Annotated in this window: 27 protein-coding genes, 1 tRNA gene and 1 pseudogene; 12 read left to right on the top strand and 17 right to left on the bottom strand. The window is 60.9% G+C overall.

Features of this window, described 5'->3' with window-relative positions:
* Positions 1–82 precede the first annotated feature (82 nt).
* The 5 genes and pseudogenes from AAEZ05_RS30645 to AAEZ05_RS03605 all read right to left on the bottom strand — a co-directional run.
* A pseudogene (locus tag AAEZ05_RS30645) lies at positions 83–847 on the bottom strand (MCP four helix bundle domain-containing protein); the annotation flags it as partial.
* Between the two features lie 181 nt (positions 848–1,028).
* Positions 1,029–1,595: a nucleotidyltransferase family protein gene (locus AAEZ05_RS03620; RefSeq protein WP_045057378.1), complete on the bottom strand. Its 567-nt coding sequence runs from the start codon at positions 1,593–1,595 to the stop codon at positions 1,029–1,031.
* A gap of 79 nt (positions 1,596–1,674) precedes the next feature.
* Positions 1,675–2,694: a sensor histidine kinase gene (locus AAEZ05_RS03615; RefSeq protein ID WP_045057379.1), complete on the bottom strand. Its 1,020-nt coding sequence runs from the start codon at positions 2,692–2,694 to the stop codon at positions 1,675–1,677.
* Between the two features lie 8 nt (positions 2,695–2,702).
* Positions 2,703–4,163 carry an ATPase domain-containing protein gene (locus AAEZ05_RS03610; protein WP_045057380.1) on the bottom strand — a complete coding sequence of 487 codons (1,461 nt, stop codon included), beginning with the start codon at positions 4,161–4,163 and terminating at the stop codon, positions 2,703–2,705.
* The gene (locus AAEZ05_RS03605) at positions 4,160–4,594 is read right to left on the bottom strand and encodes a hypothetical protein (RefSeq protein ID WP_045057381.1); all 435 of its coding nucleotides are present in this window, start codon (positions 4,592–4,594) and stop codon (positions 4,160–4,162) included. The genes AAEZ05_RS03610 and AAEZ05_RS03605 overlap by 4 nt, the downstream gene beginning before the upstream one ends.
* A 191-nt stretch (positions 4,595–4,785) precedes the next feature.
* On the opposite strand from AAEZ05_RS03605, the gene AAEZ05_RS03600 reads away from it, so the two are divergent.
* From AAEZ05_RS03600 to AAEZ05_RS03590, 3 genes are all read left to right on the top strand, one after another.
* Positions 4,786–5,190 carry a hypothetical protein gene (locus tag AAEZ05_RS03600; RefSeq protein WP_045057382.1) on the top strand — a complete coding sequence of 135 codons (405 nt, stop codon included), beginning with the start codon at positions 4,786–4,788 and terminating at the stop codon, positions 5,188–5,190.
* Complete coding sequence (locus tag AAEZ05_RS03595) at positions 5,184–5,876, top strand: RES family NAD+ phosphorylase (protein ID WP_205892200.1); 693 nt, start codon at positions 5,184–5,186, stop codon at positions 5,874–5,876. Before AAEZ05_RS03600 ends, AAEZ05_RS03595 begins: the two co-directional genes overlap by 7 nt.
* Positions 5,877–6,111: 235 nt before the next feature.
* The gene (locus AAEZ05_RS03590; RefSeq protein WP_045057384.1) at positions 6,112–7,446 is read left to right on the top strand and encodes an amidohydrolase; all 1,335 of its coding nucleotides are present in this window, start codon (positions 6,112–6,114) and stop codon (positions 7,444–7,446) included.
* A gap of 84 nt (positions 7,447–7,530) precedes the next feature.
* On the opposite strand, the gene AAEZ05_RS03585 is transcribed toward AAEZ05_RS03590, so the two are convergent.
* Positions 7,531–8,037 carry a DUF1543 domain-containing protein gene (locus AAEZ05_RS03585; RefSeq protein ID WP_045057385.1) on the bottom strand — a complete coding sequence of 169 codons (507 nt, stop codon included), beginning with the start codon at positions 8,035–8,037 and terminating at the stop codon, positions 7,531–7,533.
* Positions 8,038–8,089: 52 nt separating this feature from the next.
* Positions 8,090–8,353 carry a hypothetical protein gene (locus AAEZ05_RS30640; protein ID WP_045057386.1) on the bottom strand — a complete coding sequence of 88 codons (264 nt, stop codon included), beginning with the start codon at positions 8,351–8,353 and terminating at the stop codon, positions 8,090–8,092.
* A 21-nt stretch (positions 8,354–8,374) separates the two neighbouring features.
* On the opposite strand from AAEZ05_RS30640, the gene AAEZ05_RS03575 reads away from it, so the two are divergent.
* Entirely contained in the window at positions 8,375–8,905 is a 531-nt protein-coding gene (locus tag AAEZ05_RS03575) for a glyoxalase superfamily protein (protein WP_045057387.1), read from the top strand.
* Positions 8,906–8,942: 37 nt separating this feature from the next.
* Here AAEZ05_RS03575 and AAEZ05_RS03570 read toward each other — a convergent pair whose 3' ends face one another.
* Positions 8,943–9,152, bottom strand: coding sequence for a hypothetical protein (locus tag AAEZ05_RS03570; protein ID WP_045057406.1), 210 nt, complete (start codon positions 9,150–9,152; stop codon positions 8,943–8,945).
* A gap of 247 nt (positions 9,153–9,399) precedes the next feature.
* Here AAEZ05_RS03570 and AAEZ05_RS03565 point away from each other — a divergent pair, with 247 nt between their 5' ends.
* Both AAEZ05_RS03565 and AAEZ05_RS03560 read left to right on the top strand, forming a co-directional pair.
* Positions 9,400–10,776: a pyridoxal-phosphate dependent enzyme gene (locus AAEZ05_RS03565; protein WP_045057407.1), complete on the top strand. Its 1,377-nt coding sequence runs from the start codon at positions 9,400–9,402 to the stop codon at positions 10,774–10,776.
* Positions 10,773–11,963: a trans-sulfuration enzyme family protein gene (locus AAEZ05_RS03560; RefSeq protein ID WP_045057388.1), complete on the top strand. Its 1,191-nt coding sequence runs from the start codon at positions 10,773–10,775 to the stop codon at positions 11,961–11,963. The genes AAEZ05_RS03565 and AAEZ05_RS03560 overlap by 4 nt, the downstream gene beginning before the upstream one ends.
* Positions 11,964–12,096: 133 nt before the next feature.
* On the opposite strand, the gene AAEZ05_RS03555 is transcribed toward AAEZ05_RS03560, so the two are convergent.
* Together AAEZ05_RS03555 and AAEZ05_RS03550 are read right to left on the bottom strand one after the other, a co-directional pair.
* Positions 12,097–12,171, bottom strand: a tRNA-Gln gene (locus AAEZ05_RS03555).
* 249 nt (positions 12,172–12,420) lie between these two features.
* Positions 12,421–12,801, bottom strand: coding sequence for a RidA family protein (locus AAEZ05_RS03550; protein WP_045057389.1), 381 nt, complete (start codon positions 12,799–12,801; stop codon positions 12,421–12,423).
* Between the two features lie 268 nt (positions 12,802–13,069).
* On the opposite strand from AAEZ05_RS03550, the gene AAEZ05_RS03545 reads away from it, so the two are divergent.
* Entirely contained in the window at positions 13,070–13,750 is a 681-nt protein-coding gene (locus AAEZ05_RS03545; RefSeq protein ID WP_045057408.1) for a class I SAM-dependent methyltransferase, read from the top strand.
* Between the two features lie 75 nt (positions 13,751–13,825).
* Here AAEZ05_RS03545 and AAEZ05_RS03540 read toward each other — a convergent pair whose 3' ends face one another.
* Genes AAEZ05_RS03540 through AAEZ05_RS03525 form a run of 4 tightly spaced genes read right to left on the bottom strand, consistent with a single transcriptional unit; the run spans position 13,826 to position 18,871 of the window.
* Positions 13,826–14,623 carry a transporter substrate-binding domain-containing protein gene (locus AAEZ05_RS03540; RefSeq protein ID WP_082069091.1) on the bottom strand — a complete coding sequence of 266 codons (798 nt, stop codon included), beginning with the start codon at positions 14,621–14,623 and terminating at the stop codon, positions 13,826–13,828.
* A gap of 45 nt (positions 14,624–14,668) precedes the next feature.
* Complete coding sequence (locus AAEZ05_RS03535) at positions 14,669–15,838, bottom strand: NAD(P)/FAD-dependent oxidoreductase (protein WP_045057390.1); 1,170 nt, start codon at positions 15,836–15,838, stop codon at positions 14,669–14,671.
* A 4-nt stretch (positions 15,839–15,842) separates the two neighbouring features.
* The gene (locus AAEZ05_RS03530) at positions 15,843–17,489 is read right to left on the bottom strand and encodes an FAD-dependent oxidoreductase (RefSeq protein ID WP_045057391.1); all 1,647 of its coding nucleotides are present in this window, start codon (positions 17,487–17,489) and stop codon (positions 15,843–15,845) included.
* A gap of 35 nt (positions 17,490–17,524) precedes the next feature.
* Positions 17,525–18,871 (bottom strand): NAD(P)/FAD-dependent oxidoreductase, encoded by a 1,347-nt coding sequence (locus AAEZ05_RS03525; RefSeq protein ID WP_082069092.1) that lies wholly within the window; start codon positions 18,869–18,871, stop codon positions 17,525–17,527.
* 127 nt (positions 18,872–18,998) lie between these two features.
* Here AAEZ05_RS03525 and AAEZ05_RS03520 point away from each other — a divergent pair, with 127 nt between their 5' ends.
* Positions 18,999–19,889 (top strand): LysR substrate-binding domain-containing protein, encoded by an 891-nt coding sequence (locus tag AAEZ05_RS03520; RefSeq protein ID WP_350646636.1) that lies wholly within the window; start codon positions 18,999–19,001, stop codon positions 19,887–19,889.
* 40 nt (positions 19,890–19,929) lie between these two features.
* Here the strand turns inward: AAEZ05_RS03520 and AAEZ05_RS03515 are convergent, their stop codons facing one another.
* From AAEZ05_RS03515 to AAEZ05_RS03505, 3 genes are all read right to left on the bottom strand, one after another.
* Positions 19,930–20,388 carry a MarR family winged helix-turn-helix transcriptional regulator gene (locus tag AAEZ05_RS03515; RefSeq protein ID WP_122840372.1) on the bottom strand — a complete coding sequence of 153 codons (459 nt, stop codon included), beginning with the start codon at positions 20,386–20,388 and terminating at the stop codon, positions 19,930–19,932.
* A gap of 154 nt (positions 20,389–20,542) precedes the next feature.
* Positions 20,543–20,974: an Ohr family peroxiredoxin gene (locus AAEZ05_RS03510; RefSeq protein WP_045057394.1), complete on the bottom strand. Its 432-nt coding sequence runs from the start codon at positions 20,972–20,974 to the stop codon at positions 20,543–20,545.
* 579 nt (positions 20,975–21,553) lie between these two features.
* Entirely contained in the window at positions 21,554–22,480 is a 927-nt protein-coding gene (locus AAEZ05_RS03505) for a LysR family transcriptional regulator (RefSeq protein WP_350646655.1), read from the bottom strand.
* A gap of 110 nt (positions 22,481–22,590) precedes the next feature.
* On the opposite strand from AAEZ05_RS03505, the gene AAEZ05_RS03500 reads away from it, so the two are divergent.
* The 4 genes from AAEZ05_RS03500 (at position 22,591) to AAEZ05_RS03485 (ending at position 26,333) form a co-directional block, all read left to right on the top strand.
* The gene (locus tag AAEZ05_RS03500; RefSeq protein ID WP_350646635.1) at positions 22,591–23,796 is read left to right on the top strand and encodes an MFS transporter; all 1,206 of its coding nucleotides are present in this window, start codon (positions 22,591–22,593) and stop codon (positions 23,794–23,796) included.
* A 51-nt stretch (positions 23,797–23,847) separates the two neighbouring features.
* Positions 23,848–24,393: a P-loop NTPase family protein gene (locus tag AAEZ05_RS03495; protein ID WP_350646634.1), complete on the top strand. Its 546-nt coding sequence runs from the start codon at positions 23,848–23,850 to the stop codon at positions 24,391–24,393.
* A gap of 89 nt (positions 24,394–24,482) precedes the next feature.
* Entirely contained in the window at positions 24,483–25,298 is an 816-nt protein-coding gene (locus tag AAEZ05_RS03490; protein WP_045057399.1) for a DUF1206 domain-containing protein, read from the top strand.
* A 120-nt stretch (positions 25,299–25,418) separates the two neighbouring features.
* On the top strand, positions 25,419–26,333 hold the full coding sequence (locus AAEZ05_RS03485; protein ID WP_205892218.1) for a LysR family transcriptional regulator: 915 nt from the start codon (positions 25,419–25,421) through the stop codon (positions 26,331–26,333).
* The last annotated feature ends 89 nt before the right edge of the window (positions 26,334–26,422 follow it).

Genomic DNA, 26,422 nt, shown 5'->3' with positions numbered 1-26,422 from the left:
AGCCATTGCTTAACCGTTCGCTCATGCCGCTCACGCCGTGGGCGTTGCTGCGCACGACCTCGATCATACCGCGCAAGTCGCGCTGCATGGTCGCCAGGCTGCGAATCAGGGCGCTGGCTTCATCTTTGCCGGCAGGTTCGGCAATTGCCTCGCTCAGGTGGCCGTGGGCGATGCTGTCGGCGATGCGACTGGCGGTTTGCAGCGGGCCCATGATACTGCGCAGCACCCAGCGCCCCTGCACCAGCAGCAACAACAGGCTGGCGATCAGCACACCACCGAGGGCAATATTGGCGTTGCTGATGGCCTGTTGCGTACCGACGCTGGTTTGCTGGGTATCGGTTTCGATCAGTTCGCTGAGCGCAGCCATCTGGTCTTCGAGCTGGCTGAACGCGGCATTAAAAGTGCCGAGTTCCTGTTGCGCAGCCAAAGGATTTTCCAGCGCCAGCCCGACAATCCGCTCCGCGGCGCTGATGTAGGTATCGAGGCTCGGCTTGATCTGATTGAGGCCAGCCTGGATGGTGGGGTTGACCGGCAGCTTGAGGTTGTTGCCCAGCACTTCACGGAAATGGCCCGCGTGCTCATCGATGGAGTTGCGCACCTCGGCCTGGCTGCTGTTGCTCTTTCCCAGGCCAACCAGCATCGCCGACAACACGTCGGCGCGCAGGGCGTCATGCATCATGTCGGCTTCGAGGTGATTGCGCAGCGCGGCCATGCTGACTTCGCTATCGCTCACCGCCTCCGCCATCTGCGTGTTTCCCACATAACTGACCAGGCTCATGATCAATGCCGTCAGCAAACCGGTACCAATCAGCAGTATCAAACGTATTTTTATCGACACTCTGTGCATCCCCGATCAGTTGGGTGCAGCCATGCTGCAGATGGCTGTTCTGATCAGGTTATCGACTGCGTGAAGCGCTAATTGAAGGCTATTTGCAAACGAGCGTTTGGCTCCCCGGTTGAGCCAGCAACGATCGCAAGGTCAAGGTATTGCCCAAGGAGAAACGCCGCCGGCGCAGCCTATGAGGGCCTCAAACACCCGGATAGACAATTTCCAGCCAAGGCCAGCGCGCCTGATAGCTGAGCGCTTTCTTTTCGAACAGATCAAATTGGTGGTTCACCGGATTGATCCGCAACAGTCCCTTCTCGATATCATCCAGGCCATAAGGCGCATACACCTCGCCGCTCAGCACATCCACGCCAATGCAGGTGCCCTCGATCAGGTAGCGATCAATGCCCTCCTTCGCCGAATTGAGCTGTGGGTACGCCCCGCCGAAGCGCTCGCCGTACCACAGGTGGACGCGGGCCTGGTTCTTGATTTCAATGTTGAGGTCGAGGTCTTGAAACAGCGCCTTGGCCGCCAGGATGACGTCGTTCTCCGCCTCCCAGGACAAGTCCTGGTCAAAGTAGAAAACGTCGTAATCCTTGATGCCCCACGCGGCGGGTTTTGCGTCGTGATGGTTCCATACGGCCTGGAACAGGCAGCCGGCAGTGAGCATGCACTGCTTCAGGCCAAGGGCCGGCAGACGGTCGAGGATCTCGACGTTGGCCGGGTTGGTCCGGGCGATTTCCATCAGACGATCGGGTGTCAGTACCATGGCGAACTCCTTGTCAGCAATCAGATCCCTGGAAGCAGGACGATACCGCAAAACAAGCGAGTTTTTCATCAGTGAGGTCTTAAACCAGTGGCAAGGTCACCACGAACTCGCTGCCCTGGCCATCGCCTGTGCTGTGCCCGGTCACGCGGCCACCGTGCGCTTCGACCAGCTCACGCACCACGGTCAGGCCGATGCCCAGCCCGGCGCCGTTGAAGCCGACGGCAGTAATGTCCTGCACGAACGGCTCGAAAATATGGGGCAGCGCCTGGGCGGAAATACCGATGCCGTTATCACCAACACACATCCGCAGCTCGCGGCCCTGGACTGTAACCCTTAACGTGACGACGCCGCCCGCCGGGGTGTATTTGACGGCGTTGCCCAGCAGGTTGCCGAGAATTTGCGTCAGGCGCACGGCATCGCCATTGACGCTGAGGGGTTGCTGCGGCACATCGGCCGTGAACTGCAGCCGGTGAGCGCGCATCACCGGCCGGCACACTTCGACGGCGTCGTCGATGATCGAGACCATATCGACCAGGCAGCAATCCAGTCGCAACTTGCCGGTACTGACACGGGACACATCGAGCAAGTCCTCCACCAGACGCGACATATGCCTGACCTGCCCCTCAATCAGTAGCTGCATGCGCGGCAGCTCTGCGCTGGGCACGCGTACCAGGCGACCGGCGATCATGCTGATCGGCGTCAGCGGATTGCGCAACTCGTGGGCCACCACCGCCAGGGTGTTGCGTTGCAACAAAAGCGTGTGTTCGGCCGAGGCTTGCAGTTGTTGCGCACTGAGGGCTGCAATGACCAACTGCTCGTTGGCTTCGCGCATTTCCAGGAACAGCTGCTGCTCGCTATCGGTACGCCGGTTTTTGTCGGCATCGGACTGCGCCGACAGGATCGCCAGCACCAGCTGTTGATTGGCCTCGATCAATTGCTCGACCTGCTGATTGTCCAGGCGCTGGGCGTTGGCCTCGCTCAGTTCCTTTTGCAGGGCCACCAGCACTGCCCGTGCTTCAACGGTTTTCTGCCCCAGCAGGAACAATTCACGAGCGGCAGTCGCCAGCGCTTTTTCGTTCCGGCCATCAGCCTCGTCCATGATATTCCTCATCCATTGTCGAGGTCGGTGTGGCGCTGGGTTGGGCGGCCGCCGAGCAAACCTTCCTGATCCGGCAAGCGGTCGCCAATCTGCAGTCCGTTTTTGTCTATGCGGTACAGGCGCAGCTCGTCAGAGTGCGCGCTTGAGCGCACCTTGACCACCGCCATGATGCGCAACAGGCGGCTCTGCACTTCGATGTAGCGTTGCACGATGATCGCGTCGGTGAGAAATGCCGTGCCGTAAGGGCTGAATCGCAGGTCGGTGTAGCGGTCTTCCAGCTCGGAAGTCATCAGCACGCTCACCCCGGCACCGGTCAACGCAGTGACCATCCGCGACAGCGACTCGCGGAAATCCTCGCGAAAGGTCGGCGCCAGCGCCAGCTCGAAACCTGACAATGAATCGATAACCACCCGGGTCGCCTTCAGGCGACGGATTTCGCTAAGCAGCAAATGCACGATCTCATCGATGGACAGGTCGGGCGCGCGGCTATCCACCAGGCCGACCTTGCCGGCCTCGATCAGGCTCGCCAGGGTGGCGTTCTGCGAATGATTGGGACGCTGTTCAAAGACGGCAATCACGCCGGTTTCGCCATTGCGCGCACCTTCGGCCAGGAAGGTCGCGGCGAGGATGCTCTTGCCCGAACCCGAAGGCCCGGCCACCAGCAGCGAATAGCCCCGCGGCAGGCCACCGCCGAGCATCTCATCAAGTTGCGGCACACCCATTTTCAGGCGCTCGCCGACAGGTGCCCGAGGTACTTCGAAGTGTTCGGTTGCAACCGGTGCGAAGACCTTTATTCCCGATGTGGCGATGCGGAAGGTGTGCAGTCCAGGCATCGTCGGCTGGCCACGCATCTTCATGATTTCCATCTTGCGCACCATGGAGTTGCGCTGCACGCTCTGGCGCAGCCAGATCAGGCCGTCGGCCACGGTAAAGATGGGGTTGGTGTCGGTTTCGGTGAAATACTCACCAATCAGGAAGGTCGTCGCCTGCCAGGTGGTCATCAACATGCCCAGTTGCTGGACGAACTGCGGCAGATTGTTGTTCGGGTTGTCCTGGGTCTGGCTGGCCAGTACCACCGAGCGGAACGAGTCTACAAAGACCAGGGCCGGCGAGTGGGTTTGCACCTCGCTGACGATGCGCCGCAGCACTTCGTCCAGATCACCGGCCAGGGTATCGTCGGCCAGGTTGATATAGCGCACCGAGTGGTTGATGGCTTCACTGTCGAAGAAGTCGAACTGCTGTTGATAGCGCAGCATCTTCAGCGGTGGTTCGCCAAGCACGGTGAAGAACAGCGCCGGGCGTTCAGGGGTTGCCAGGGCAAACATCATCTGATGCGCCAGGGTGGTCTTGCCGCAGCCCGGAGGGCCGGCGATCAGGTTGAACGAAAATTCCGGTAATCCTCCGCCCAGCACCTCGTCCAGTCCTGGCACGCCCGTGGCCAGACGGTTGATAGTTACTTTGGTGCTCATGGCGAAATTTCCTGCGAAGGGGTGTCGCTCAGGGAAGGTCCCCACACGTCACGAAGCAAACGTGCGGTGAGCGAGGGCCCGATCAGCGTGGTCAACAGCTCGTAGAAGATGGTCAGCATGACTTCGCTGAAGAGCAACGCATCGGCATCGCTCTGCTCGACGAGCACCGACCCGAGGGCAAGCACATCCATCGACGCCGGAACACTGGCACACGTGGCGGCGAATTGCGGGTGCCGGGCGGTGCAAAGATGCAGGCTGCGGCGGTAAAGCGCGACAACCCCCTGATTGCCGATGATCGGCGCGAGGGCTGCGTCCATATCCTGCAAAGTGGTGGCCAGCGCCTGGGCAATCCTTGCGGAGTCGGCGTTGGGGCCAACACGGTGCGCCAGAGAAGCTACGATCCGGCGGCTCTCTTGGCTTTGCGTGGTCATGGCAAACTGATATCTGGTGAACAGACCTTGATGGTACACCCTATGGACGCGTCGGGAGTCAATTAACCACGAGGCTGGCGGGGGACGCCGCAGCCATTGGCGATGATCACTGCCCAGTCGAGTAGCGCCTTGATCTGTAGACGCAAAAAGCCTATAACTTGATCCATAGATTATCAAGTGAGGTATATTTCATGGCCAACGCCCTTCCTGCACAGGCATTTTCCAAGGATCAATGCGTGGCCGGCCTGCGGGCGGCGGTCGGGATCATTGAGAAATGGGCAGCGTCCAGCGAGCAGGCCTGCCGGATCCTGCGTATTTCCCGCAGCACCCACACCCGCGCCAAACAACGTGACCCTGACTGGTCGGTGGCGCTGGATGCCGATCAGATGCAACGTATCAGTTTTGTCCTCAACATCCACGCCGCGCTACGCCTGGTGTTTGATAACCCGGACAATGTTTATGGCTTCCCCGCCATGGCCAATCACAACGAGTTCTTCAACGGCCGCTCGCCCCTGGAGATCATGTCCCAGGGGGACATGGTCTCGCTCTATGAGACCTTCCGCCGGATCGACGTCCTGCGGGGTGCACAATGGTGACCCTGGAGCAGTTGCCGACCCTCGCTGGGGAGCCGGTACAGGCTTATCGCCTGGTCAATTCGAAGTTCCCGCCCATCGACTTGTTCGATGACGTGGCCGACGCCCGGGAGTTCGAAGCGCTCTATCAGATCCAGGCACTGACCAACCCCAGGCTCAGGAACGAACTCGGTCAGCTGGAGATGATTGCGCGTAGCGAAATCCCCTTCGGCATTCCCGGCTGTTCCTACGCCACCGCGCCCTTCACCCACGTCAACCCGGGCGGCTCGCGCTTCAGCGATGGCAGCTTTGGCGTGTTGTACCTGGCAGCCTCGATGGAAACTGCCCTGGCGGAAGTGCAACATCACCAGAGCCTGTACTGGTCGAACGTCCGTGGTTTGAACTATGAACGTTTTGTGTTCCGTGGGTTGTCCTGTTCGTTCGTCGATGCGGCGATGAAAGATGCCACCACCGTGGCGATGAACGATGCGATTTACGCGCCCGACGATTACGCGTCATCCCAGCGCCTGGGCAAGGCCTTGAAGCTGGCAGGTTGCCCCGGCTTGCGCTACCGGTCGGTGCGCTTGCAGGGCAACCACTGCTGGGCACTGATGACCCCGAGGCCCGTGTTGTCGATCATCCAGAGCGCCCATTACGAGATGATCTGGAACGGGCAGATCACCGGGGTCAACCAGATACACGAGGCCTGAGCACTGACAGGTCGATACTTGCATCCCGCTCGTTAAAAAGCCGGTCGACGCTATCCGGAAAATGCTGAGCACTGTCCACAATCTGCACACTTTTCTCACCCCAAGCGAACCTCGGGAAAAAACAGCAAAAGCCGTGCGATTACCGGTCATTGGCCTTTGCCGCTGCGCGTGCGAGCCCATACCCTTGGGTGCGGCAATGTCTGCCGGATAATAAAAACACAGCGAGAACCTCACCTTGAAGCGTCCGATCCTAGCTCCCCTGTACCTGGCATTGTTGACTGCACTTGGCGCCCCTTCGAGCCAGGCGACTGACCTGGACTGGGTGGATTCCGCAGTCAGCTCGGTCAACCAGCAAGTCATTGATCTGCGCCGCACCATTCACCAGCATCCAGAGCTGGGCAACCAGGAGGTCAAGACGGCTGCCCTGGTCGCCGCTCAGCTCAAGGCCTCGAACATCGAAGTGCGCACCCAGGTCGGCAAGACGGGCGTGGTCGGCGTGCTCAAAGGCGCACTGCCTGGGCCCGTGGTGGCCCTGCGCGCCGACATGGATGCGCTGCCGGTCAAGGAGGCGACCAACCTGCCCTTCGCCAGCCAGGCAACCGGTGTGCGGCTGGGCAAGACCGTGCCGGTGATGCACGCTTGTGGCCATGACACACACACCGCCATGCTGTTGGGTGCAGCCAAGGTATTGGCCGAGCATCGCGATCAACTGCGCGGCACTGTCGTTTTCCTGTTCCAGCCAGCCGAAGAAGGCGCGGCCGATGTGGACGAGTTCCAGACCGATACCTTGATCGGCGCCCAGGCAATGATTCGCGATGGCGCCATGGACTCGCCCAAAGTCGAGGCGATATTTGCCCTGCACGTAATGGCGGGCTACCCGAGCGGGCACCTCTTCTACAAGGCCGGTACGGTGCTCAACAGCAGCGATTCATTCCGCATCCAGCTCAAGGGGCAGCAGACCCATGGCTCAGCTCCCTGGAGCGGCAACGATCCAATTGTCACCAGCCAGGGCATCATTGCCGCGATGCAGACGCTGGTCAGCCGACGCATCGATCTGACCAAGGGAATGGGGGTCATCAGTGTCGGCACGATCAATGCCGGTTCGGCGGCGAACATCATTCCCGAAACCCTGGAAATGACCGGGACTATCCGCACCAACAACGCCGACATACGCGACAGCATCCTGCAGAAAATGCCGCCGCTGGTCAGTGGCATCGCCAGCGCTTATGGAACCGAAGCCAAGTTGCTGCTGGTGAACAATGCCCCGGTGACCATCAACGACCCGACCCTGACCGAAGACATGGTGCCGGCACTGGAGCTGGCCGCGTCGGGCAAGGTCCAGCGGCTTGAGTCATCGTTGTCGCCCAGCGAAGACTTTTCCTACTACGCCCAGAAGGTACCCGGCCTGTTCGTATTCCTGGGCGCCACCCCTGAAGGCCAGGACATGTCCAAAGCGCCCAACAACCACAGCCCGTACTTCACCGTCGATGAAGCCACCTTCGCGACCGGGGTGAAGGCGCACGTGCAGTTCGTGCTGAACTATCCCGAGCGCGCAAAGGGCAAATCCTGAGTATTCACAACGCTGGAATCAGGTGACCGAGGCGGCCTCATCGCGGGCAAGCCTTGCTCCCACAGGGTTATGCGCCACACTAGGTTACGCATGCCCCTGTGGGAGAACGATGTAGTCGTTCCCCTGGATGATCCCGCTGTGCTCACCCTCGACCAGATGGATATACCGCCCCCCCACCAGGTCGATCGGCAGGCAATCATCCACGTCCATCAGCGCATCAGTATGCGACTGACTCCAGTGTGCCGGCATTTGGCGCTTGCCCTTGGCAGCGGCTTCTTTCCTGTTCCGGGCGACCACCAACAGGTAATGGTGAGCTTCACCAAACACCGATGTTTCATAACCACCCAGGTTGATGAAGTACAGGCGCGGTGAATCCGCTGCCGGTGCCATCGGACTCAACTCGACTTTCCATCCTTCCACACCATCGACGCGCATCCACGAGTCGATGTGCACGCCGGCTGGATGGCCAAACCAGCCTTCTCGCAATTGCCCATAGGTACCCTGAAGGTCATCCGCAACGGCAAACACAACATCATGAACCTCAATCCGCGCCCTGGGATGTTTGCCTCCCAGCATCACCACAAACAGCATTACCGTCCTCCTGATTACGCCAGACTACCGCTCCCCTGAGGCGCCGCAGTTGCTATTGCTCAAAGCGTCCAGAAGACTCCCGATCCTGTTCATAGTGCCTGTCCAGCGCAAAGGCGGGCAACCACGACTCACGACGCGAGGTCCAGCTTACGTAAGTGGGCAGGTTCTTCCCCACACGCCAGCGGCTGTGTACTATCAGCGCGGGCCGATGCTGCCCGCCGCTCGCTTCCGCAAGGAAGGGTGAAAGCATGTATTCATTACCCAAATCCAGTCGCAACTCTTGACGGTCGAGGTTTGGCAACGCGAGCACCAACATGCCTTGATCAAAGGAGCTGTGATGATTTCTATCGAACAAGCCAAGCAAATGGCCAAGCGCCTGCGCGCCTCACTGCAAGCGCACGACCAGCAAGCGTCCCATTCCATGGCGCTGGAACTGGTTGCCCACCAGTTGGGCTACAAGGACTGGAACACCGCTGCGGCGCTGCTACCTGCGCAAGTCCGGCAAACGGCGGTCACCTTCACTAAAGCCATTCCGATCCTGCGAATGTTTGACGAAACCAAGGCGCGGGAGTTCTACCTCGACTTCCTCGGCTTCAGCGTGGAGTTCGAGCATCGTTTTGAAGCGGATCTGCCCCTGTATCTGGGGATCCAGCGCGGTAGCCTGCAACTGCATCTCTCGGAGCATCACGGCGATGCGAGCCCGGGCGCGACGACCTTTGTCCAGATGGACAATATTGAAATGTTCCGTGACGAACTCCAGGCCAAGCGCTACGGCTATGGCCGGCCCGATATCGTCGAGCAAGGCTGGGGCAAGATCCTTGAAGTCCATGACCCGTTCGGCAACCGCATCCGGTTTTGCCAGGCCTGACACTGCCACGGCGGACCGCCGACAGCGGTCCGCTTTTTCACTGATTCGCCGCGTCGAGACCCGAATCCGGAACATTGAGAAAGGCATTCCACAGCGCATACGCATCGTGGTGCCTTTGGGTCGCTTCATCCCACGCAGGCCCGGAAACGCATCGGGCAGATACCAGCAGCATCATGCCCATTGTTGCGGCGTCCAGTTCGATCAGGAGCGAGTGCGATTGTATTCTGAAGTCTTCGACCGATGTCATTGAGTGAACCCCGGGCGGATAGCACCGCCATTGCAGAGCCAAGCCCTGTGAAACATCGAGTGCGGGCATCGTGCAAGATTCAACCGGCCTGACCGCCGGTATCCCTGCATGCCAGCGCGGCTATTGCCACAACCCGTCCGTGCGCCCCGTGGTTGCCAACCACGCCATCCCGACCTATGGTCCTTTCCATACCTATCGCGATCCAATCACTGACCCTCCATTGCCGATAAACAAGCGAGGTGATGACATGCCAAGCGACTCCCGCCCTGCCGTGCTCGAACTGATCGGTAACACGCCGCTGGTGCGTGTCAGCCGATTCGACACCGGCCCCTGCACCCTGTTTCTCAAACTCGAATCCCAGAACCCCGGCGGCTCGATCAAGGACCGCATCGGCCTGGCCATGATCGACGCGGCCGAGCGTGACGGGCGCCTCAGACCCGGCGGCACCATCGTCGAAGCGACTGCCGGCAACACCGGGCTCGGCCTGGCACTGGTGGGTCGCGCCAAGGGTTACCGGGTGGTACTGGTGGTGCCGGACAAGATGTCCACCGAGAAGGTCCTGCACCTCAAGGCCATGGGCGCCGAAGTGCACATCACCCGTTCCGATGTCGGCAAGGGCCATCCGGAGTACTACCAGGACGTGGCCGCACGCCTGGCCCAGGACATTCCCGACGCGTTCTTCGCCGATCAATTCAACAATCCGGCCAACCCCCTCGCCCATGAATGCAGCACCGCGCCGGAAATCTGGGCGCAAACCCAGCACGACCTGGACGCCATCGTCGTCGGCGTCGGTTCTGCCGGCACCCTGACCGGCCTGACCCGCTTCTTCAAACGGGTGCAACCGGACCTGGAAATGGTCCTGGCCGACCCAGTCGGCTCGGTCATGGCCGAATACAGCCGCAGCGGCACGCTCGGCACGCCCGGGTCGTGGGCGGTGGAAGGCATCGGCGAAGACTTCATCCCCTCCATTTGCGACCTGTCCAGCGTGCGCAAGGCCTACTCGATCAGCGACGAGGAAAGCTTCGATCACGCGCGCCAACTGCTGCGGGTCGAAGGCATTCTCGGTGGATCGTCCACCGGCACCCTGCTCGCTGCCGCGCTGCGTTACTGCCGCGAACAAACCCAGCCCAAGCGCGTGGTCAGTTTCGTCTGCGACACCGGCACCCGCTACCTGTCCAAGGTCTACAACGACCAGTGGATGAATGATCAGGGCCTGCTTCAGTACAAACGCTACGGCGACCTGCGCGACCTGATCGCGCGGCGTTTCGAAGACGGCCGGGTGATCAGCGTGGGCCCGGACGATACCTTGCTCACCGCCTTCCAGCGCATGCGCCTGGCCGATGTCTCACAACTGCCGGTGCTGGTGAACGGCAAGCAACTGGTGGGCGTCATCGACGAATCCGACATCCTGTTCGGCATGCAGGAGGACCCCTCGCACTTTCGCCTCAGCGTCGCCAGCGCCATGACCGACAAAGTCCAGACCCTCGCACCCGCTGCCAGCCTGGCGGAACTGCAAGCCGAGCTCGACCGCGGGCTGGTGGCGATCATCGCTGACGCCTCGGGCTTCCACGGCCTGATCACCCGCTTCGACCTGCTCAACCACCTACGGAGATCCCTTGCATGAGCCAGCATGACGAAAACGCCCCGGCCCACGCCTTCGCCACTCGCGTGATTCACGCGGGGCAGACGCCGGACCCATCCACCGGGGCGTTGATGCCGCCGATCTATGCCAACTCCACTTACCTGCAACAGAGCCCCGGCGTGCACAAGGGCCTGGATTACGGCCGCTCCCACAATCCGACGCGCTTTGCCCTGGAGCGTTGCGTCGCAGACCTCGAAGGTGGCACCCAGGCATTCGCCTTCGCCTCGGGGCTGGCGACCATCTCCACGGTGCTCGAACTGCTCGACGCCAACGCCCACATCGTCTCCGGCAATGACCTGTACGGCGGTACCTTCCGCCTGTTCGACAAAGTTCGCAAACGCAGCGCCGGGCACCGTTTCAGCTTCGTCGACATGACGGACCTGGCCGCCTTCGAAGCAGCCCTGGAGGACGACACGCGGATGGTGATGGTCGAGACGCCGACCAACCCGCTGCTGAGCCTGACCGACCTCGCCGCGATTGCCCGCATCTGCCGCGCGCGAGGCATCATCTGCGTGGCCGACAACACTTTCGCCAGTCCGTGGATCCAGCGCCCGCTGGAGCTGGGCTTCGACATCGTGCTGCACTCGACCACCAAATACCTCAACGGCCACTCGGACGTCATCGGCGGTATCGCCGTGGTCGGCCAGAACCCTGAACTTGCCGAGCGCCTGGGTTTCCTGCAAAACGCCGTCGGCGCCATTGCCGGCCCATTCGACGCGTTCCTCACCCTGCGCGGCATAAAAACCCTGGCCCTGCGCATGGAGCGCCACTGCAGCAACGCACTGGACCTGGCGCAGTGGCTGGAACGCCAACCGCAAGTCGCCCGCGTCTACTACCCCGGCCTGCCTTCACATCCCCAGCACGAGCTGGCCAAACGCCAAATGCGCGGCTTCGGCGGCATGATCTCCATCGACCTCAACACCGACCTGGCCGGCGCCAGGCGCTTCCTGGAGAACGTTCACATCTTCGCCCTGGCCGAGAGCCTGGGCGGTGTAGAAAGCCTGATCGAACACCCGGCCATCATGACCCACGCCACCATCCCGCCCGAAACCCGGGCACAACTGGGCATCGGCGATGGACTGGTGCGCTTGTCGGTGGGGGTTGAGGACGTGGAGGATCTGCGTGCGGATCTGGCTCAGGCGTTGCAGAGGATCGACAACCCAATGTAGAAGCGAGGTTGCTCGCGATGTGAGCAAGAGCGATGTGGAAATTCAGGTACGCAGCGCCAGCGTTAACGCCCATCGCGAGCAAGCTCTTACAGTCGATGGGTGCGTCTGTGCAGTGGAATATGAATCAGAAAAATGGCAGGGGCGGCTGGATTCGAACCAACGCATGGCAGGATCAAAACCTGCTGCCTTACCGCTTGGCGACGCCCCTGTATCGATCGCGACGAGTGCTGGGCACTGTCTTTTTTGATGGTGAAGCGGGTGAGCAACGGCGAGCGTTGCTACGTTCGCTGCCAGTCCGCTGAGGCCCTGTGCAGGAATGGGCGCAAATTTACCAACTTCTGCGCCATGTTGGAAGCAAAAAGTGGAAATAATTTTGTTTTAAAACAGCTGCTTATCGTATTCGCAGGTTTGCACCGGCGACTTGGCTCATTTGACCTGGCCGCCGGACAGATCGGATTCAGCCCTTGGCCGCCATCGCCGTGACTTCCACGCGCATCCCTTCCACCGCCAGCGAGGCCACGCCGACAGCGGCGCGTACGGGCCATGGCTTGGCGAAAAAGCGCTTGTAGACTTCGTTGAAGGCGGCGCGATCGGCCATGTCGGTGAGGTAGATGGTCAGGTGCAGGACACGATCCATGGAACTGCCGGCGCGCTCCAGCGCAACCTTGAGTGCCTGCAGGGTGCATTCGCTTTGCAGGGTGATATCGCCCAGCTCCAGGCTGCCATCGGCGTGGGTCGGGATCTGCGTGGAAACCAGCAGACCGCCGAAGCCGGCCACGTCGGAGGAGATGGAATCGGCGTCGGGATCAGGGACGAAGGTGATGTCTTGGTTGGCCATGGGGGTCTCTTTCATAAAGTGATCGGCTGGGGTACGCCTTGAGCGGGCATAGTCTACAGCTGCTGCGCGATGGTGTGGATGGTTGACGCGGCGGATCTGTGTCATGCGCAGGGAGACTGGCAACAGGAATCCATTGTGGCTGGCAGGGATTACTGTGGGAGTTGCAGAATTTGGAAGAAGGTTCTCCAACAAAGGATTAGCCGATTGAGTCTAGCAGCGCGGGGTCATGGCCTATCCTTCCACTCAATTGATCACTGCGAGTAGCGTCATGACCACCCCTGAGTCCGCCCTGCTGCAAAGCTGGCACCATAACGCCCGCGCCTGGATCGACGCTGTCCGCAGTGGCTCGATCGAAAGCCGCCGCCAGGTCACCGACCAGGCCATTTTATTGGCAATCATGGGCCGCCAGCCTGAGCGAGTGCTGGACCTGGGCTGTGGCGAAGGCTGGTTATTGCGGGTGCTGGCTGAACGCGGGATCACCGCAGTTGGAGTGGACGGCGATACGACACTGGTCGAGGCCGCGCGGACGGCGGGCAGCCCACAGGTCTACCTGGCGAGCTATGAAACCCTGGTCGATGCGAAGGTCGACATCGGCCGCGACTACGACCTGATCTGCGCCAACTTTGCCCTGCTGCACCAGGACATCATCCCGCTGCTCAGCGCCATGAACGCCCTGCTCGCCCCCGGCGGCGCGCTGGTGATCCAGACGCTGCATCCCTGGGCTGCGGCAGCAGGCGACTATCAGGATGGCTGGCGATCAGAGACCTTCGCCGGGTTTACCGGGCACTGGCAACCCATGCCCTGGTACCTGCGCACCTTGTCCAGCTGGTTCAACGCGCTGGACATGGCGGGCTTTCAACTGGTGGGCCTGCAAGAGCCGCAGCACCCGCAAAGTCCGTTGCCGCAGTCGTTGCTGATGGTGGCTGAACAGCGTCTCCCGGGCGTTTAACCTGGGCACCCTCCACGACCGCCCGGCTCAAGGGCTGTGCTCAAGGTCGTTCATGTTGTTCTTTGCCAGTGCAGCTCATTGTGGCCACAGATCGACCGGAAAATATTTCTGCGAGATTTGCGTGTACTTGCCCGTCTCATGCAATTGCGTGAGTGCCTGGTCGATGCGCTCCTTTAGCGCGGTATCGCTTTTGCGCAGCCCGGCGCCGACGCCCAGGCCGTACAGCAAGGGGTCCATCTTCACGCTGCCGGTGCCTTTCTCTTCATATGCCGCGCCATCTGCGGAGCTCAGGAAAGCAATATCGCCGAGCTTGTCGAGAAACATGACGTCGATACGCCCGGCCAGCAGGTCCGCGTTGCAATCATCCTGGGTGGCATAGATGCGAATCTCGGAGTCCTTGCCGTAGGCGCTGCGGATGAACTCGGCGTTGGTGGTGGAACCCTGCACGCCGATGGACTTGCCTGCCAGGCCTTGTGGGGTCAGCGTCAGCCGGGTGTCCTTGGCCGCGACGAAAATCCCTGTGGTTTCGTAGTACGGACGGGAAAAGGCAATCACTTTCTGCCGTTCCGGGCTGATGCCCATGGAGTTGAACAACACGTCGAACTTGTTGGCGAGCAACGCCGGAATAATGCCGTCCCACGCCACCTCCTTGATCTCGCACTCGGCTTTCATCTGCTCGCACAGTGCCCGGATCAGGTCGGGTTCAAAGCCGGTGAATTGCCCGGTGGGCGTCTTCACCAGGAATGGCGGGTAAGGCTCGGCGGCCACACCAAAGCGCAGCTTGTCCTCGGCTGCACTGGCGGGAGCCGCGAAGGAACATAACGTCATGCCGACGGCAGCCAACAACGTCAAATTGCGCAGCATTGATTTCATGGTCAGTCCTTTTTTCTCAGGAAAATGGTTCGATAGCGCGGCTTGCTACACCCCGGGTGACGGCAATGGCAGCCAGCCCTGGATGTTTTGCCAGTCCGCTTCGAGGGCGGCAAAACGTGACAGCGAGAAGCTGGAGATGTCGGCAAAACTGCAACGGCCGTCGACCACCAGATCGCGAATCGCATGACCGCTCGCCGGCGACAGGCCGAACCCGACCCCCGACAGGGTGGCCACCGTCACATTATCCAGCGCGGCGGGCCGGTCGATCACCGGGCGCCCGTCGGGGGTATTTTCGATGAACCCGGCCCAACTGCGGATCACCCGCTTGTGCGCCACCTTGGGAAACAGTTCGGCGAGCCGTCGGGCAATATTGCATTGCAGCGGAGTGGACTGCGCACGGTTGCGGCTGACGTCGCGCAGGTCGACCCACTCATGCGGCCCGCCGCCATACGCCAGGTTGCCGCGCAGGGTCTGACGACCGTACAGGCCATTGCCATCCACCCCGCCCACCTCCAGTAGCGGCAGTGGCTCGGTAACGATCATCTCGGCGCGTGCAGTCACCAACGGAATCTCGACGCCGAGCTGAGCGGCCAGTTCACCGGTATGCGGGCCTGCGGCGATCACCAACTGGTCGCACGAAATCAGCCCCTGCGCAGTGCGCACGCCGGTGACACGGTCACCCTGACGCTCGATGGAAAGAACCGGCGAGTGCTCGAGCAAACGGCCACCAAGATTCTTCAGTGCCCAGGCATAGGCCTGCAAGGTGCGATGCGGGTTGGCGTGGCCGCCAAAATGGTAGTAGTAGCCGGCCAATACGTTGTCGCCGGCAATGGGCACCACGTCACGCACCTGTTGGGGGTCGAGCCGGTCGACGCGCAACCCGTACCAGGCGGCTTCGTCGACAACCTTTTCATCGATCGAGACCTGATGCTCGGTCAGATCGATACTGATGCGATCCGGACGATATTCGGTGGGATAACCGAGCAGTTCGTCCATCAGTGGCCACAGCCGTTGCTCTTCGACGAACAGCGGACTGTGGTGGTGGGAACAGCCGCCGCCATTACGGCCCGAGGCGCCCCAACCGATCAGGCCCGCTTCAAGTACCAGCACGTCAACGCCATCGCGGGCCAGCCACCAGGCGGCACTCAGGCCAGTCACTCCTGCGCCGACGACGATCACGGATGCACGGATGCACGATTTCTTCACTGCGCGCATGGTGTCAGCCCTCGACAGGTGGCGTATGGGTGGTGCCCGTCGGGCGCCGGGCCACCGTTTGTTGCCCGGTGCACAGCCAGAACGGCGTCCACTGGGACGGCATGTCGAACCAGGCATCCCAATGACCGAACATCTGCGGCGTTTCCTCGACCTGACCCAACTGTCGCATCGACAGCGGCCGCACGGGCGGGCGAAACGAGGCCAGTGCGATACCGTCGACACTCAAGCCGGCACTGATCCCCAGCAAGGTCGCCACCTGTTCGCGGCAGCGCCGCCCCTGGCACGGGCCCATGCAGGCGCGGGTCAGGCGCTTGGTCACGTCCGGATTCGGCAGCGACGAAGTCATCGCACTCTGCACGGCAGCATCGGCCGGTGTCCATTGCAGATAGCGCGGCGGTTGCTGGCCTATGATTTCACTGGCTGTGACCTCTTCGCACAGGCATACGTAGGGCTCATTGCGGGCATGCACAGTGGATGCGCGGACCCACGCCGCACGAATTGCGGCGACATCGAAGACGGGGCCGTCCGGCAATGGCGCGGGTTCGGGCGGCGGCGTGACTACGCCCAGGGCCGCCAGCGCGGTGTGCGCAGCCACCCGGCCTTCGTGCCTTGCGATGGCATCGTCGAGGCTTTTCGCCGTCCAGGTTCCAGCGCAGTCCCCGGCCACCAGGATAAACGGCAACGACGAGCGCTGCGCCCGATCAATGTCGGGGACATGCCCGCCGCGTCCGGCCTGGAAGGAGGTGCGGCAGCCGGCTGCTTCGACCAGTTCGATCGCCGCAATAGCGGCCAAGCCGAGCAGTACCGTGTCACATTCAATCTCTGTTGCAACCCCGGGCAGTGGACGCCCCGCCCCATCGATCGCAACAGCAGTGATCCCCTGCACGCCGCGCGCATCTGCGCGCGCCTCGCCAATCACATGCCCGCTCAACACCTGGGCGCCTTGCGCCACCAACAGGTCGAGTAGCGCAGGGTCAGCGCTGACCCGGTCAGCCTGCTCGACGATGGCCACGATCTGCACACCCTTGGCGATCAGCGCATGGGCCGAGACCAGCGCCTGGGTGTCGCTGCCGAGTAACACTGCACGTTTGCACTCCAGCGCGTCATAGACAGTGGCCAGACGATGCGCAGCGCTGACCCCCATTACGCCGGGGTGATGCCAGCCGTCAAACGCCAGGCCCATGTCCCGTCGTCCGGCGGCGACTATCACTTGCCTGAAGCGCAGCAAACTGGCCTTGTCTTCGTCGGCCAGGCCGGCAATCGAGCCCTCGATCCAGGCGGTGGTGCGCTGTTGCGGGAACAACCCCCACACCGCTGTGCCCAGTCGCACATCGACCCCGGCGTCGAGCGCCTCGGCGATCTGCGGACGCGCATCAAGCAGGGTCTGCAGCACGCTATTGCGATTGGCGACTGCGGCGCCCATACGGCCTCCGAAATGCAACGGCACTTCTTCTCCCATGGTCTCCAAAGGCAGTGGATTTTCGTCCACCAGCGTCACGCGCAGGCCATGCCCGGCAGCAGCCAGGGCGGCAGCGAGCCCCGCGGGCCCGGCGCCCACGATGAGGATATCGGTCTCGTCGCTGACCGGCGGAGCCTTGCCAGCCACCGAAGCGGGATCGTAATAGGTGTCTGGATCGAGAGGTTTTGTCATCGTTGTACCCTCGCAAGGACGTGCACAGTAATTGACTAGAACAGCGAAGAAGGCGGCTTGACATCGCCCTCGGCAAATCGCGACAGGCGCAGCTGGCGCATGTCCAGGCCCGGATTGCCCGAGTCGATCCAGTCCGCCAGGATCTTGCCGACGATGGGGCCCATGGCAAACCCGTGGCCGCAGAAGCCGGTGGCCACTGCCAGGCCGCGGGGCGAGGTGTGCGCGTCGATCACCGGAATACCGTCCGGCAACACATCGATGCCGCCGGCCCAGCGGTCAACGATCTGCGTATTCACCTGATCGGGAAACGCCGCCTTGAGCGCACGCATCGCGCTTCCCAGGCCCTTTTCATTGGGCTGCAGCAATGGATTGCGCTGGTGAATCCCGGCGCCCAGCCGCGATGCCTCGGACCACGGCATGCGCTGGTGCAGATCGCTCAGGCAGGCGCCGTTGAGGTTGAAGCGAAACGATTTGCGGTGTGCCCACAGCGAAGGCGCATACCAATGCAAAGCCCGCAGATGGCCAAGCGTCATGTCGACGTCGACATGAGCGTCGTCGGCCACGTTGAAGCTGCCGTCCAGCCGCTGGCGGAAGCCCACACCGTTGGCAATCGTGGAAATACCGCTCAGGGTCGGCCCAACGCTGGTACGCGCCACCGTGCCCCGTACCAATTGCTGCGGCAGGGAAATACCCAGCATCTTCAGCAGTCGAAAAGTGCTGACACCTGCCGCGCACACCACGGTTTTCGCCTTGACGTAGCCACGCTCGGTTTCCACTCCCACCACCTGGCCGGCAGCGACGTCGATGCCTTTGGCACCGCACTGTTCAATGATCTGCGCGCCGAGATCCCGGGCGCGCATTGCGAAGGCGCGGGCCACACGTGTGGGTTCGGCCTGACCGTCGCTGGCGGTATACAGGCCGCCAAGCTGCGGCATTGCGTAACCCGGCAGTTTTTTTTGCACCTCCCGAGGCGAAAGCATCACCGTATCGACCGCGAAACTGCGTGCCACTGACAGCCAGGAGGCATAACCCTCGCGCTCAACCTCGTTGCCGGCGACGAACAGGCAGCCGTCATTGCGCCAGCCCAGGTCGGTCTGCAGGTCGTGCTCCAGCGAACGCCAAAGCCCGATACTGGCCTGCATCAACGGCACTTCGGCTTCGTCACGGGACTGCTGGCGAACGAAGCCCCAGGCCCGCGAAGATTGCTGCCCGGCAATGATGCTTTTATCAATCAGCAGAACCCTGGCCCCCGCTTTGCTAAGGTAGTACGCACAGGCACACCCCATCAGGCCGCCGCCGATGATCGCCACGTCGACTGCTTCCGGCAGGCGTTGGTCCTGGGGCGCCGAGCGGCTATCGAATGCCATTGCTGGAGTGTTCATGAGGGCCACCGTCCGCTGGAAAAAAGACGCGTAGCGCCGCGTCGTTGTTTCAATCAAGAATGTGCCCCGTACTGGCGAAATAACAGTGATGTATCTGCATTAATCCCATGTGAGGAGCGCATAGAACATGAGCCGCCAACTGCCATCCATCGAGCTTCTGCAGGCCTTCCTGACGGTGGCGAAGACCGGCAATTTCGGCAAGGCTGGCGAGCAGCTCAACCTCAGTCAGAGCGCGGTAAGCCGCCAGGTTGCGCAACTGGAGGCGCGCCTGGACAGCCGCCTGTTCGAACGCCACACCCGCAGGATCGTCCTCACCGCCGAGGGCCGCTCGCTGGTGCCGGTGGCCGAACAGGTCATCGGCCTGCTCTGCGATGCCTCGCACATGCTCGCCACCGTCGGCCGTAGTGTCAGCCTGCGTGCTCACCCGACCATGGCAGCGCGTTGGCTGATCCCGCGGCTCACGACGTTTTATGGTATGCACCCGCAAGTCACCGTAAGCGTGGATACGGTGTATCACCGCTTCCCTGACTTCGCGTTCGAATCCATAGACGCCATGGTCGCCTACGGCACCGCCACCTGGCCGGACTTCGAAGCACTGCAATTGTGGGAAGAAGAACTGATCCCGGTGTGCTCCCCGACCTTGCTCGCCGGGACCACACCGCAAAAACTGCTCAAGAGTGCGCGGCTGGTAGACTCGAGCATGGACCGTCTGGACTGGCGGCGCTGGGCTGAGTACTACCCGGACTCAACCGGCATCGATAACGCTCATTTGACCTTTGATACGCTGGAGTCGGCCATCGTCGCGGTGAAATGCGGCCAGGGGATTGCGCTGGTTGATGCGGTGCTGACCGATGACGAATTGCGCAGTGGGCAGCTGGTGCGAGTGCATTCGGGCCGCATCGTGACCGGGGGGCGGTACACGCTGGTGTATCCGCGGCGGGTCAAGCATTCGAGTGGGTTTTCGGAGTTTCTGCAGTGGTTGGGGCAGGAAGCGGGTCTCGACGCTGCCCGCACCTAGATTCGTTGGCGAATCAGCGATTGCTACTGACCCTTGCAACTCAATCCCGATCCTTCGTTGTGCGGATCAGGTTATTTCGCAGCTTCACTATCGCTTTCTGCATGTTCACGAAATCCTCCGGATCAAGCCCCGTCTGCGGGAAGCCATCTTTCGAGAGCCCTTCACGCAACTTGCGGCCTTCACTGGTCAGATTGATGCGCACCTGGCGTTCATCTTCCGGGTCGCGTTGACGGCGCAGATAACCCATGGCTTCGAGCTTCTTCAGGATGGGGGTCAGCGTATTGGATTCCAGAAACAGTTTCTCGCCAAGGCTGCCAACGGTCTGGTTATCCTCCTCCCACAGCGCAACAAGCGTGATGTATTGCGTGTAGGTCAGCCCTAGCCGTTCAAGCATTGGCTTGTAGGCTTTACCGAAGGCGAGGTTGGAGGAATACACGGCAAAGCACAGGAAGTCGGAAAGCTTCAGATCAAGGGCGGCGGTCTTTTCATCGGATTTCATCAGCATTCTCGGTGGTCAGCGACGGATGGGCGCATGGCCGGACTATACATCGCATGCGATGGTGTCGGTAGTGCTCCCCTCCTCCCAGGTCTCAGCGAAATGCGCCAACACCGGCCCACCAGAATCGATCCTGGCAAGCCGGCGCTGCGTTGGGTTACTCAGTGCGCACGTTGATAGCGACCTCAATGTTGCCGCGGGTGGCCTTGGAGTACGGGCAGATGGCATCCGCGTTATGCGCCAGTTCGGTGGCCACCTCGTGCGTCAAGCCGGGTACCCGCAGGGTCAGTCGGGCTTGCAGGAAGTAGGCTGCGCCGGTCTGGCCCAAGTCCACTTCGAGGTCGACGGCCGTATCGGCTGGCAGGGTCACTTTCATTTGCTGGGCGGCCAGGCCTACCGCTGCGATGTAGCAGGCCGACCAGGCGCCGGCGAACAGTTGCTCGGCCTTCGGGTGCGGCTGGACGCCGGTGAACACGTGCTCAGGGGTGGCGTTCGAGGGGGACGACAATTCGATGTCGAGGTTGCCCTTGTTACCGTTATAGGTGGTGTGGGTTTTGCCGGTGACCAGTACTTTTTCGATCTTGCTCATGATTGAATCCTCAGGACTTTATGTATTTGTACGATCTAATCGCATGCGATGCATATAACAGAACTTAAACGGCGGATCCGATGATCCAGTTATTGCCGTTGTGGCCACGAACAGCAGGGTCAGTGCAGATGGGGCTGTAGCAGGTACTTTTGGTGTTCATGCCCGGGTCTCCAGCGATTGGGTTATTTTCAATCGCTGCCGACTTGATCGCATGCGATGTAGTTATAGTCACGCAAAGCCCCATTGCTGTCAAAGCCTATTTTAAACGTCGACGACGAGCGGTCGGCGCGCAACCTTTGGCTGCGCGCACTCCACTTGGCTTGTGCTTAGTCGCAACAGGCGCTAAACAGCCATTTGTACCGGACGGAACTGAGCAGAGGTCATCGCTGGCCATTTCAGAATCCTTAAAATACCTGCCACTCTCCGAGTAAATCTGACTATCGATCAAGAAATTACGATGTGCTTGTCATTGGCCTCTTGGCAACAAGGACGTTGCGATTCTCCGCTCTACTGGATCATGCTGAAGGGCATAATTTTAAACTTCTGAGCATTTACCGACAGGAAAACGCGATACAAGGATCAGTCACAGAGCCCCTCACCCAGCACCCTCAGCCCAACAACCAGCGCATCAACCAACACCCGAACCTTGGGCAGCGCCTCGCGACTTTTGCTCCAGGTCAGGTGGATCTCCATCCCGTCGCAGGCCAATTGCGCAAGCACCTCGACCAAGGTCCCGTCTTTGAGCTGCTGCTCCACCAGCCACCGTGGCAACTGCGCGACGCCGCAGCCAGCCAACGCAGCCATCCTCAAGCCCTCGCCATTGCCCACCACCAGAGGCGGGTTTACCTGGCTCCTGTGCGTTGCGCCCTGTTCGCCCGCAAAGCTCCAGGGATGGATGCTTCCATCCACCCAGCCATAGGCAATGCAATGATGCTGCTCAAGGTCGTGTTCGGATTGCGGAGTGCCATGACGGGCCAGATAGTCGGGGGATGCACAAAAAATATGCCACTCGCGCCCCAGCAGGCGATGCCCTACCGATTCCGGCCAGGTGTTCGCGCCCCCGATGCGCAGCACAATGTCTGCGCCTTCCTGCAGCGGATCGATAAAACCATCGCTGAAGGATATGTGCGGCGTCAGCAAGGGATGATCCTTCGCAAACTGCAAGAGGATCGGCAGCACCCGGGTGCGCCCAAATGCACCCGGCAGGTCAAGGCGCACACAGCCGCGAGGCTCTCTGTTTTCGCTCTGGAGTGACAGCTCAGCCTCTTCGAGATCGGCAAGCACGCCCTTGCACGTACGCAGGAATGCGACCCCGGCGTCGGTTAGCGAAAGCCTCCTCGTTGTACGGTGGAACAGTTGCACCCCCAGGCGTTTTTCCAGCCGGGCGATGCCTTTGCTGATGGCCGAGGCCGTCAGGTTCATTTTCTCCGCAGCCGCCGTGAAACTGCCGAACTGTGCGACGCACACAAATACATCGATACCTTTCAAGCGTTCGGAGGAAAACATATGCACCCTGTATTCATGAATTCAGTTCATGTGCTTCGATAAAAAGCATCCTAAATCAGAACCCAGGGCAACAGTAAACTGGGAATCAACACATTGATGATGGTTCTCGAATGCTGGCCACGCTTAAACGCTATCCCTCCTCCATTAACCTGCTGCTGGGCGCGTCACTGGTGTTGACCCTTGCCCGCGCGATCACCTTGCCCTATCTGGTCATTTACTTGTCGGGCCACTTTGGCTTGAGCGTCGCCGATATCGGCCTGGCGATCGGCAGCACGCTGATCATCGGCTCGCTGCTGAGCCTGTATGGCGGCTTCCTGGTGGACAGGATGTCCAGTTACCAGCTCATCCTCATAGGCTGCGGCGTGTTCAGCGGCGGATTTCTCGGTGCGTATCTGGCACCCGTCCTGTGGCTGTTCTACCTATGCCTGGTGCTGATCAACCTGGCGTATGCCGTTATCGACATCGCAGTGAAATCCGGATTTGGCAGCCTGCTCCCCATGGACCGCCGCAGCGAAGCGTTTTCCATCAAGTACACACTGACCAATATCGGCTACGCCGTCGGGCCATTTCTGGGAGCCGGGGTGGCGGCCCTGGACATGAGCCTGCCCTTTTTGCTGTCGGCGGGACTGGGCGTCGGGTTTTCCTTGGTCTACTTCGTGTGGGGTGACAGGCGCCTGACGAGTGCCGGCCCGGGCCTGCAGCCGACGCCATTCCTGGCAGTCGGCAGGTTGTTGCTGCGTGACTACCGGCTGGTGTGCTTCACCTTGGGCGGGTTGCTCAGTGCCGTGGTTTTCGGCCAATTCACCGCGTATCTCTCGCAGTACCTCGTGGTCACCACCACACCCCAAGAGACGTACCGGATTATCAGTACGGTAGTGGCGACTAACGCCTTGATGGTGATCAGCCTGCAATACAGCATCGGCAAACGGATCAGCCACCGACACCTGAACCTGTGGCTCGCAGGGGGACTCGGCATGTTCATCCTGGGGCTGGCAGGTTTTGCACTGTCGACCACTTTGCTGCTCTGGGTCCTTTCCATGGCCATTTTCACCGTCGGTGAAATCATCGTATTCCCGGCGGAATACATGTTCATCGACAACATCGCACCGAATCACCTGCGGGGCATGTACTACGCAGCTCAGAACCTGAGCAACGTCGGCGCAGCACTCGGGCCGGTCCTTTGCGGAATAGTTCTGGCCATGCAACCTGCGCACTACATTTTCTACATGCTTGCGATGTTCGTGATAGCCGGGGGAATGCTCTACTTGCTGGGGGTATCCATTTCAGCAGGGGTTACGACCGAAGTTGAGAATTAAATGCCCAAACCCTGCACAATCACCGGCTTTTTTTCTCGATAGGAAACTCCCATGCAAAGGATTGTGATTCTGGGCAATGCCGGTAGCGGCAAATCCACTCTGGCCCGCGCTTTAGGCCAACAGTTGAGCTTGCCCGTTGTGCACCTGGACAAGCTGTTCTGGGAACCCGGCTGGGTCGAGCCAGATGCCGGGCAGTTTCGCGAACGGGTACGGGAGGCCATCGCAACGGATGCCTGGGTGTGCGAAGGCAACTATGCGCGGCGTACCTTTGACCTGCGCTTGCCCCGGGCGGATCTGATCATCTGGCTCGACACGCCGCGCCTCACCTGTTTCAACCGGGTGATCCGGCGCAGTGTCATGAACCGTCCTCGTGCCGACATCCCCGCCGGCTGTTCAGAAAAGCTCGACCGGGAGTTCCTGACCTTCCTCAAGTTCGTGTGGACTTTCGATCTTGGCTATCGCCCCGGCATTGAGGCGGTACGCCTGGCCATAGCACCGCAGATTCCAGTCGTGCACTTGCGTGGTGCCGGGCAAATTGAAGCATTCCTTCATACCCTGGCCGCTGCCCCAGGTACCTGCCGCGTTACAACCCGATAGGGCTGCCGCCTGGCAGCTTCAGCGGGCTGGATCGAACCCCTTCCCGCTCCACAGGTCTGCTCTTCTATCACTCCTTTGGAATCACACCCATGTCCGCTCACCAGAGCCTCGTCGTCCTTGCACGGGGCGGTTACGCCGCTCGAGGCGTCATCTATTTGATCATCGGCATCTTCGCCCTGCTCGCCGCCCAGGACTCGACAAAACCCAAGGACAGTCACCGCAGCCTCGAGGCATTGCTGAGTCAGCCATTCGGTTATGTATTGGTCGGCCTGGTGGTGGCCGGACTGCTTGCCTTTGCAGCCTGGCGGGTGCTGCAAGCCGTGCGCGACGTTGATCATCACGGCAGCAACTTGAAGGGGCTGGTGATTCGTGCCGGCTTGCTGGCAGGAGGCCTGGTCAACGGGGCGTTGGCCTTTTTTGCCCTGGGCCTGCTGGTCAGTGGCCTCAAGAGTTCTGGCGGTGATGGCGGTTCGCAAACCAGGGACCTGTTGGCGCAAATTCTGTCCTGGGAACATTCGAACCTGCTGATCTACCTGATCGCCCTCATCCCTTTCGGCGTGGGCATTGCTCACCTGATCAAGGGCTGGAAGGCCACGTTCGAGAAGTACTTTGAAGCAGATGAAGACGTCATGCGTTACGTCCGCCCCGTCTCGCGCTTCGGTTTGATCGCCCGGGGGGTGGTGTTTCTCGAAATTGCTGTTCTGTTGGCGATCAGCGGTTCCAACTACAAGGCCATGGACCCACCGGGGATGAAGGACGCCCTCGATGCCTTGCAGAACTTACCGGCCGGCGCTGTGCTGTTGATGGTGATGGCCCTGGGGTTGATCGCATTCTCGGTCTACAGCTTTGCCGAAGCTGCATGGCGCAAGATCAACATGGACGTACCTGGAGTGGCCGGCAGGTAGGGCTGGCCATTCGATAATAAGCTTGGGGAGCAAGGCTTGCCCGCGATGAGGCCCGGATTTATTGATCCAGGCCTGCCGAAAATTCGGCACAATCGATCTCTTCCAACGAGAGTCTCCCCCATGCTGATCGATGAAGAGCTAACCCTGAAAAAACTCGAGGTGTTCCTGGCTTTCATGCGCACGGGCAACCTGGCTCGGGCCGCCGCCGAGTTACAGACCAGCAACGTCAGCGTGCACCGCGCCATTCACTCGCTCGAAAGCGCCTTGCGCTGCCCGCTGTTCAAGCATGAGGGCCGCAACCTGACGCCGCTGGAAAGCGCCTATGTGCTGGAAGAGCGCGCGCAGAAGCTGATTCAGGACGTCGTCGAGAGCGTGCGCCTGACCCGTGAAGCGGCAGGCTTTTCCGCCGAACGCTTCAAGTTGGGCTCGCTGTATTCACTGACTGTGAAGACCGTACCGCAGCTGATCATGGGCCTGAAGATTCGCCGCAGCGAACTCAATATCGACCTGATCCTGGGCTCCAATTTCGACCTCTTGTACAAGCTCAAGAACATGGAAGTCGACGCGATCCTGGTGTCGCTGGATGACAGTGTCAACGATCCGGACTGCGAGCAAATCCCACTGTTCTCGGACGATATCTTCCTGGCCACGCCCGCCGAGTCGACATTCGCCCAGCGCGCAGAAGTCGACCTGGCGGAAGTGCGCGATGAAACGTTCATCACCCTCACCCAGGGCTTCGCCACCCATCAGGACGGCAATCGAGTATTTAAGCAAGCGGGATTCGAGCCGAAAGTGGCCATGCAGGTCAACGACATTTTCACCCTGCTGAGCATGGTCAGCTCGGGGGTGGGTTATGCGTTGCTGCCGGGGAGGATTGCGGCGGTGTATGAGAACCGGGTGAAGTTGATTCCGTTGCAGGCGCGGTATCGGTTGCAGCAGCATATCGGGGTGGTGTTCCTGAAGGCCAAGGAGCGCGACCCGAATTTGCTGGCGTTGTTGGCGGAGTGTCGGATGTATGCCAATCGGCATGCTTGACACCGGGGTGAATCAATCGCGAGCAAGCTTTGCTCCCACATGAATTGCACTTTGCTTCTGTGGGAGCAAGGCTTGCCCGCGATGGCGTC

The organism is Pseudomonas sp. HY13-MNA-CIBAN-0226, assembly GCF_040310305.1.
Lineage (GTDB): Bacteria > Pseudomonadota > Gammaproteobacteria > Pseudomonadales > Pseudomonadaceae > Aquipseudomonas > Aquipseudomonas gregormendelii.
This window is presented reverse-complemented; position numbering and strand designations above follow the sequence as displayed.

What these genes read in the sequence shown, in the direction of transcription:
- AAEZ05_RS03620 (WP_045057378.1), bottom strand. Translation starts at nt 1,595, where the DNA reads ATGGTACTGACACCCGATCGTCTGATGGAAATCGCCCGGACCAACCCG.
- AAEZ05_RS03615 (WP_045057379.1), bottom strand. Translation starts at nt 2,694, where the DNA reads ATGGACGAGGCTGATGGCCGGAACGAAAAAGCGCTGGCGACTGCCGCT.
- AAEZ05_RS03610 (WP_045057380.1), bottom strand. Translation starts at nt 4,163, where the DNA reads ATGAGCACCAAAGTAACTATCAACCGTCTGGCCACGGGCGTGCCAGGA.
- AAEZ05_RS03605 (WP_045057381.1), bottom strand. Translation starts at nt 4,594, where the DNA reads ATGACCACGCAAAGCCAAGAGAGCCGCCGGATCGTAGCTTCTCTGGCG.
- AAEZ05_RS03600 (WP_045057382.1), top strand. Translation starts at nt 4,786, where the DNA reads ATGGCCAACGCCCTTCCTGCACAGGCATTTTCCAAGGATCAATGCGTG.
- AAEZ05_RS03595 (WP_205892200.1), top strand. Translation starts at nt 5,184, where the DNA reads ATGGTGACCCTGGAGCAGTTGCCGACCCTCGCTGGGGAGCCGGTACAG.
- AAEZ05_RS03585 (WP_045057385.1), bottom strand. Translation starts at nt 8,037, where the DNA reads ATGCTGTTTGTGGTGATGCTGGGAGGCAAACATCCCAGGGCGCGGATT.
- AAEZ05_RS30640 (WP_045057386.1), bottom strand. Translation starts at nt 8,353, where the DNA reads ATGTTGGTGCTCGCGTTGCCAAACCTCGACCGTCAAGAGTTGCGACTG.
- AAEZ05_RS03575 (WP_045057387.1), top strand. Translation starts at nt 8,375, where the DNA reads ATGATTTCTATCGAACAAGCCAAGCAAATGGCCAAGCGCCTGCGCGCC.
- AAEZ05_RS03570 (WP_045057406.1), bottom strand. Translation starts at nt 9,152, where the DNA reads ATGACATCGGTCGAAGACTTCAGAATACAATCGCACTCGCTCCTGATC.
- AAEZ05_RS03565 (WP_045057407.1), top strand. Translation starts at nt 9,400, where the DNA reads ATGCCAAGCGACTCCCGCCCTGCCGTGCTCGAACTGATCGGTAACACG.
- AAEZ05_RS03560 (WP_045057388.1), top strand. Translation starts at nt 10,773, where the DNA reads ATGAGCCAGCATGACGAAAACGCCCCGGCCCACGCCTTCGCCACTCGC.
- AAEZ05_RS03550 (WP_045057389.1), bottom strand. Translation starts at nt 12,801, where the DNA reads ATGGCCAACCAAGACATCACCTTCGTCCCTGATCCCGACGCCGATTCC.
- AAEZ05_RS03545 (WP_045057408.1), top strand. Translation starts at nt 13,070, where the DNA reads ATGACCACCCCTGAGTCCGCCCTGCTGCAAAGCTGGCACCATAACGCC.
- AAEZ05_RS03540 (WP_082069091.1), bottom strand. Translation starts at nt 14,623, where the DNA reads ATGAAATCAATGCTGCGCAATTTGACGTTGTTGGCTGCCGTCGGCATG.
- AAEZ05_RS03535 (WP_045057390.1), bottom strand. Translation starts at nt 15,838, where the DNA reads ATGCGCGCAGTGAAGAAATCGTGCATCCGTGCATCCGTGATCGTCGTC.
- AAEZ05_RS03530 (WP_045057391.1), bottom strand. Translation starts at nt 17,489, where the DNA reads ATGACAAAACCTCTCGATCCAGACACCTATTACGATCCCGCTTCGGTG.
- AAEZ05_RS03525 (WP_082069092.1), bottom strand. Translation starts at nt 18,871, where the DNA reads ATGAACACTCCAGCAATGGCATTCGATAGCCGCTCGGCGCCCCAGGAC.
- AAEZ05_RS03520 (WP_350646636.1), top strand. Translation starts at nt 18,999, where the DNA reads ATGAGCCGCCAACTGCCATCCATCGAGCTTCTGCAGGCCTTCCTGACG.
- AAEZ05_RS03515 (WP_122840372.1), bottom strand. Translation starts at nt 20,388, where the DNA reads ATGAAATCCGATGAAAAGACCGCCGCCCTTGATCTGAAGCTTTCCGAC.
- AAEZ05_RS03510 (WP_045057394.1), bottom strand. Translation starts at nt 20,974, where the DNA reads ATGAGCAAGATCGAAAAAGTACTGGTCACCGGCAAAACCCACACCACC.
- AAEZ05_RS03505 (WP_350646655.1), bottom strand. Translation starts at nt 22,480, where the DNA reads ATGTTTTCCTCCGAACGCTTGAAAGGTATCGATGTATTTGTGTGCGTC.
- AAEZ05_RS03500 (WP_350646635.1), top strand. Translation starts at nt 22,591, where the DNA reads ATGCTGGCCACGCTTAAACGCTATCCCTCCTCCATTAACCTGCTGCTG.
- AAEZ05_RS03495 (WP_350646634.1), top strand. Translation starts at nt 23,848, where the DNA reads ATGCAAAGGATTGTGATTCTGGGCAATGCCGGTAGCGGCAAATCCACT.
- AAEZ05_RS03490 (WP_045057399.1), top strand. Translation starts at nt 24,483, where the DNA reads ATGTCCGCTCACCAGAGCCTCGTCGTCCTTGCACGGGGCGGTTACGCC.
- AAEZ05_RS03485 (WP_205892218.1), top strand. Translation starts at nt 25,419, where the DNA reads ATGCTGATCGATGAAGAGCTAACCCTGAAAAAACTCGAGGTGTTCCTG.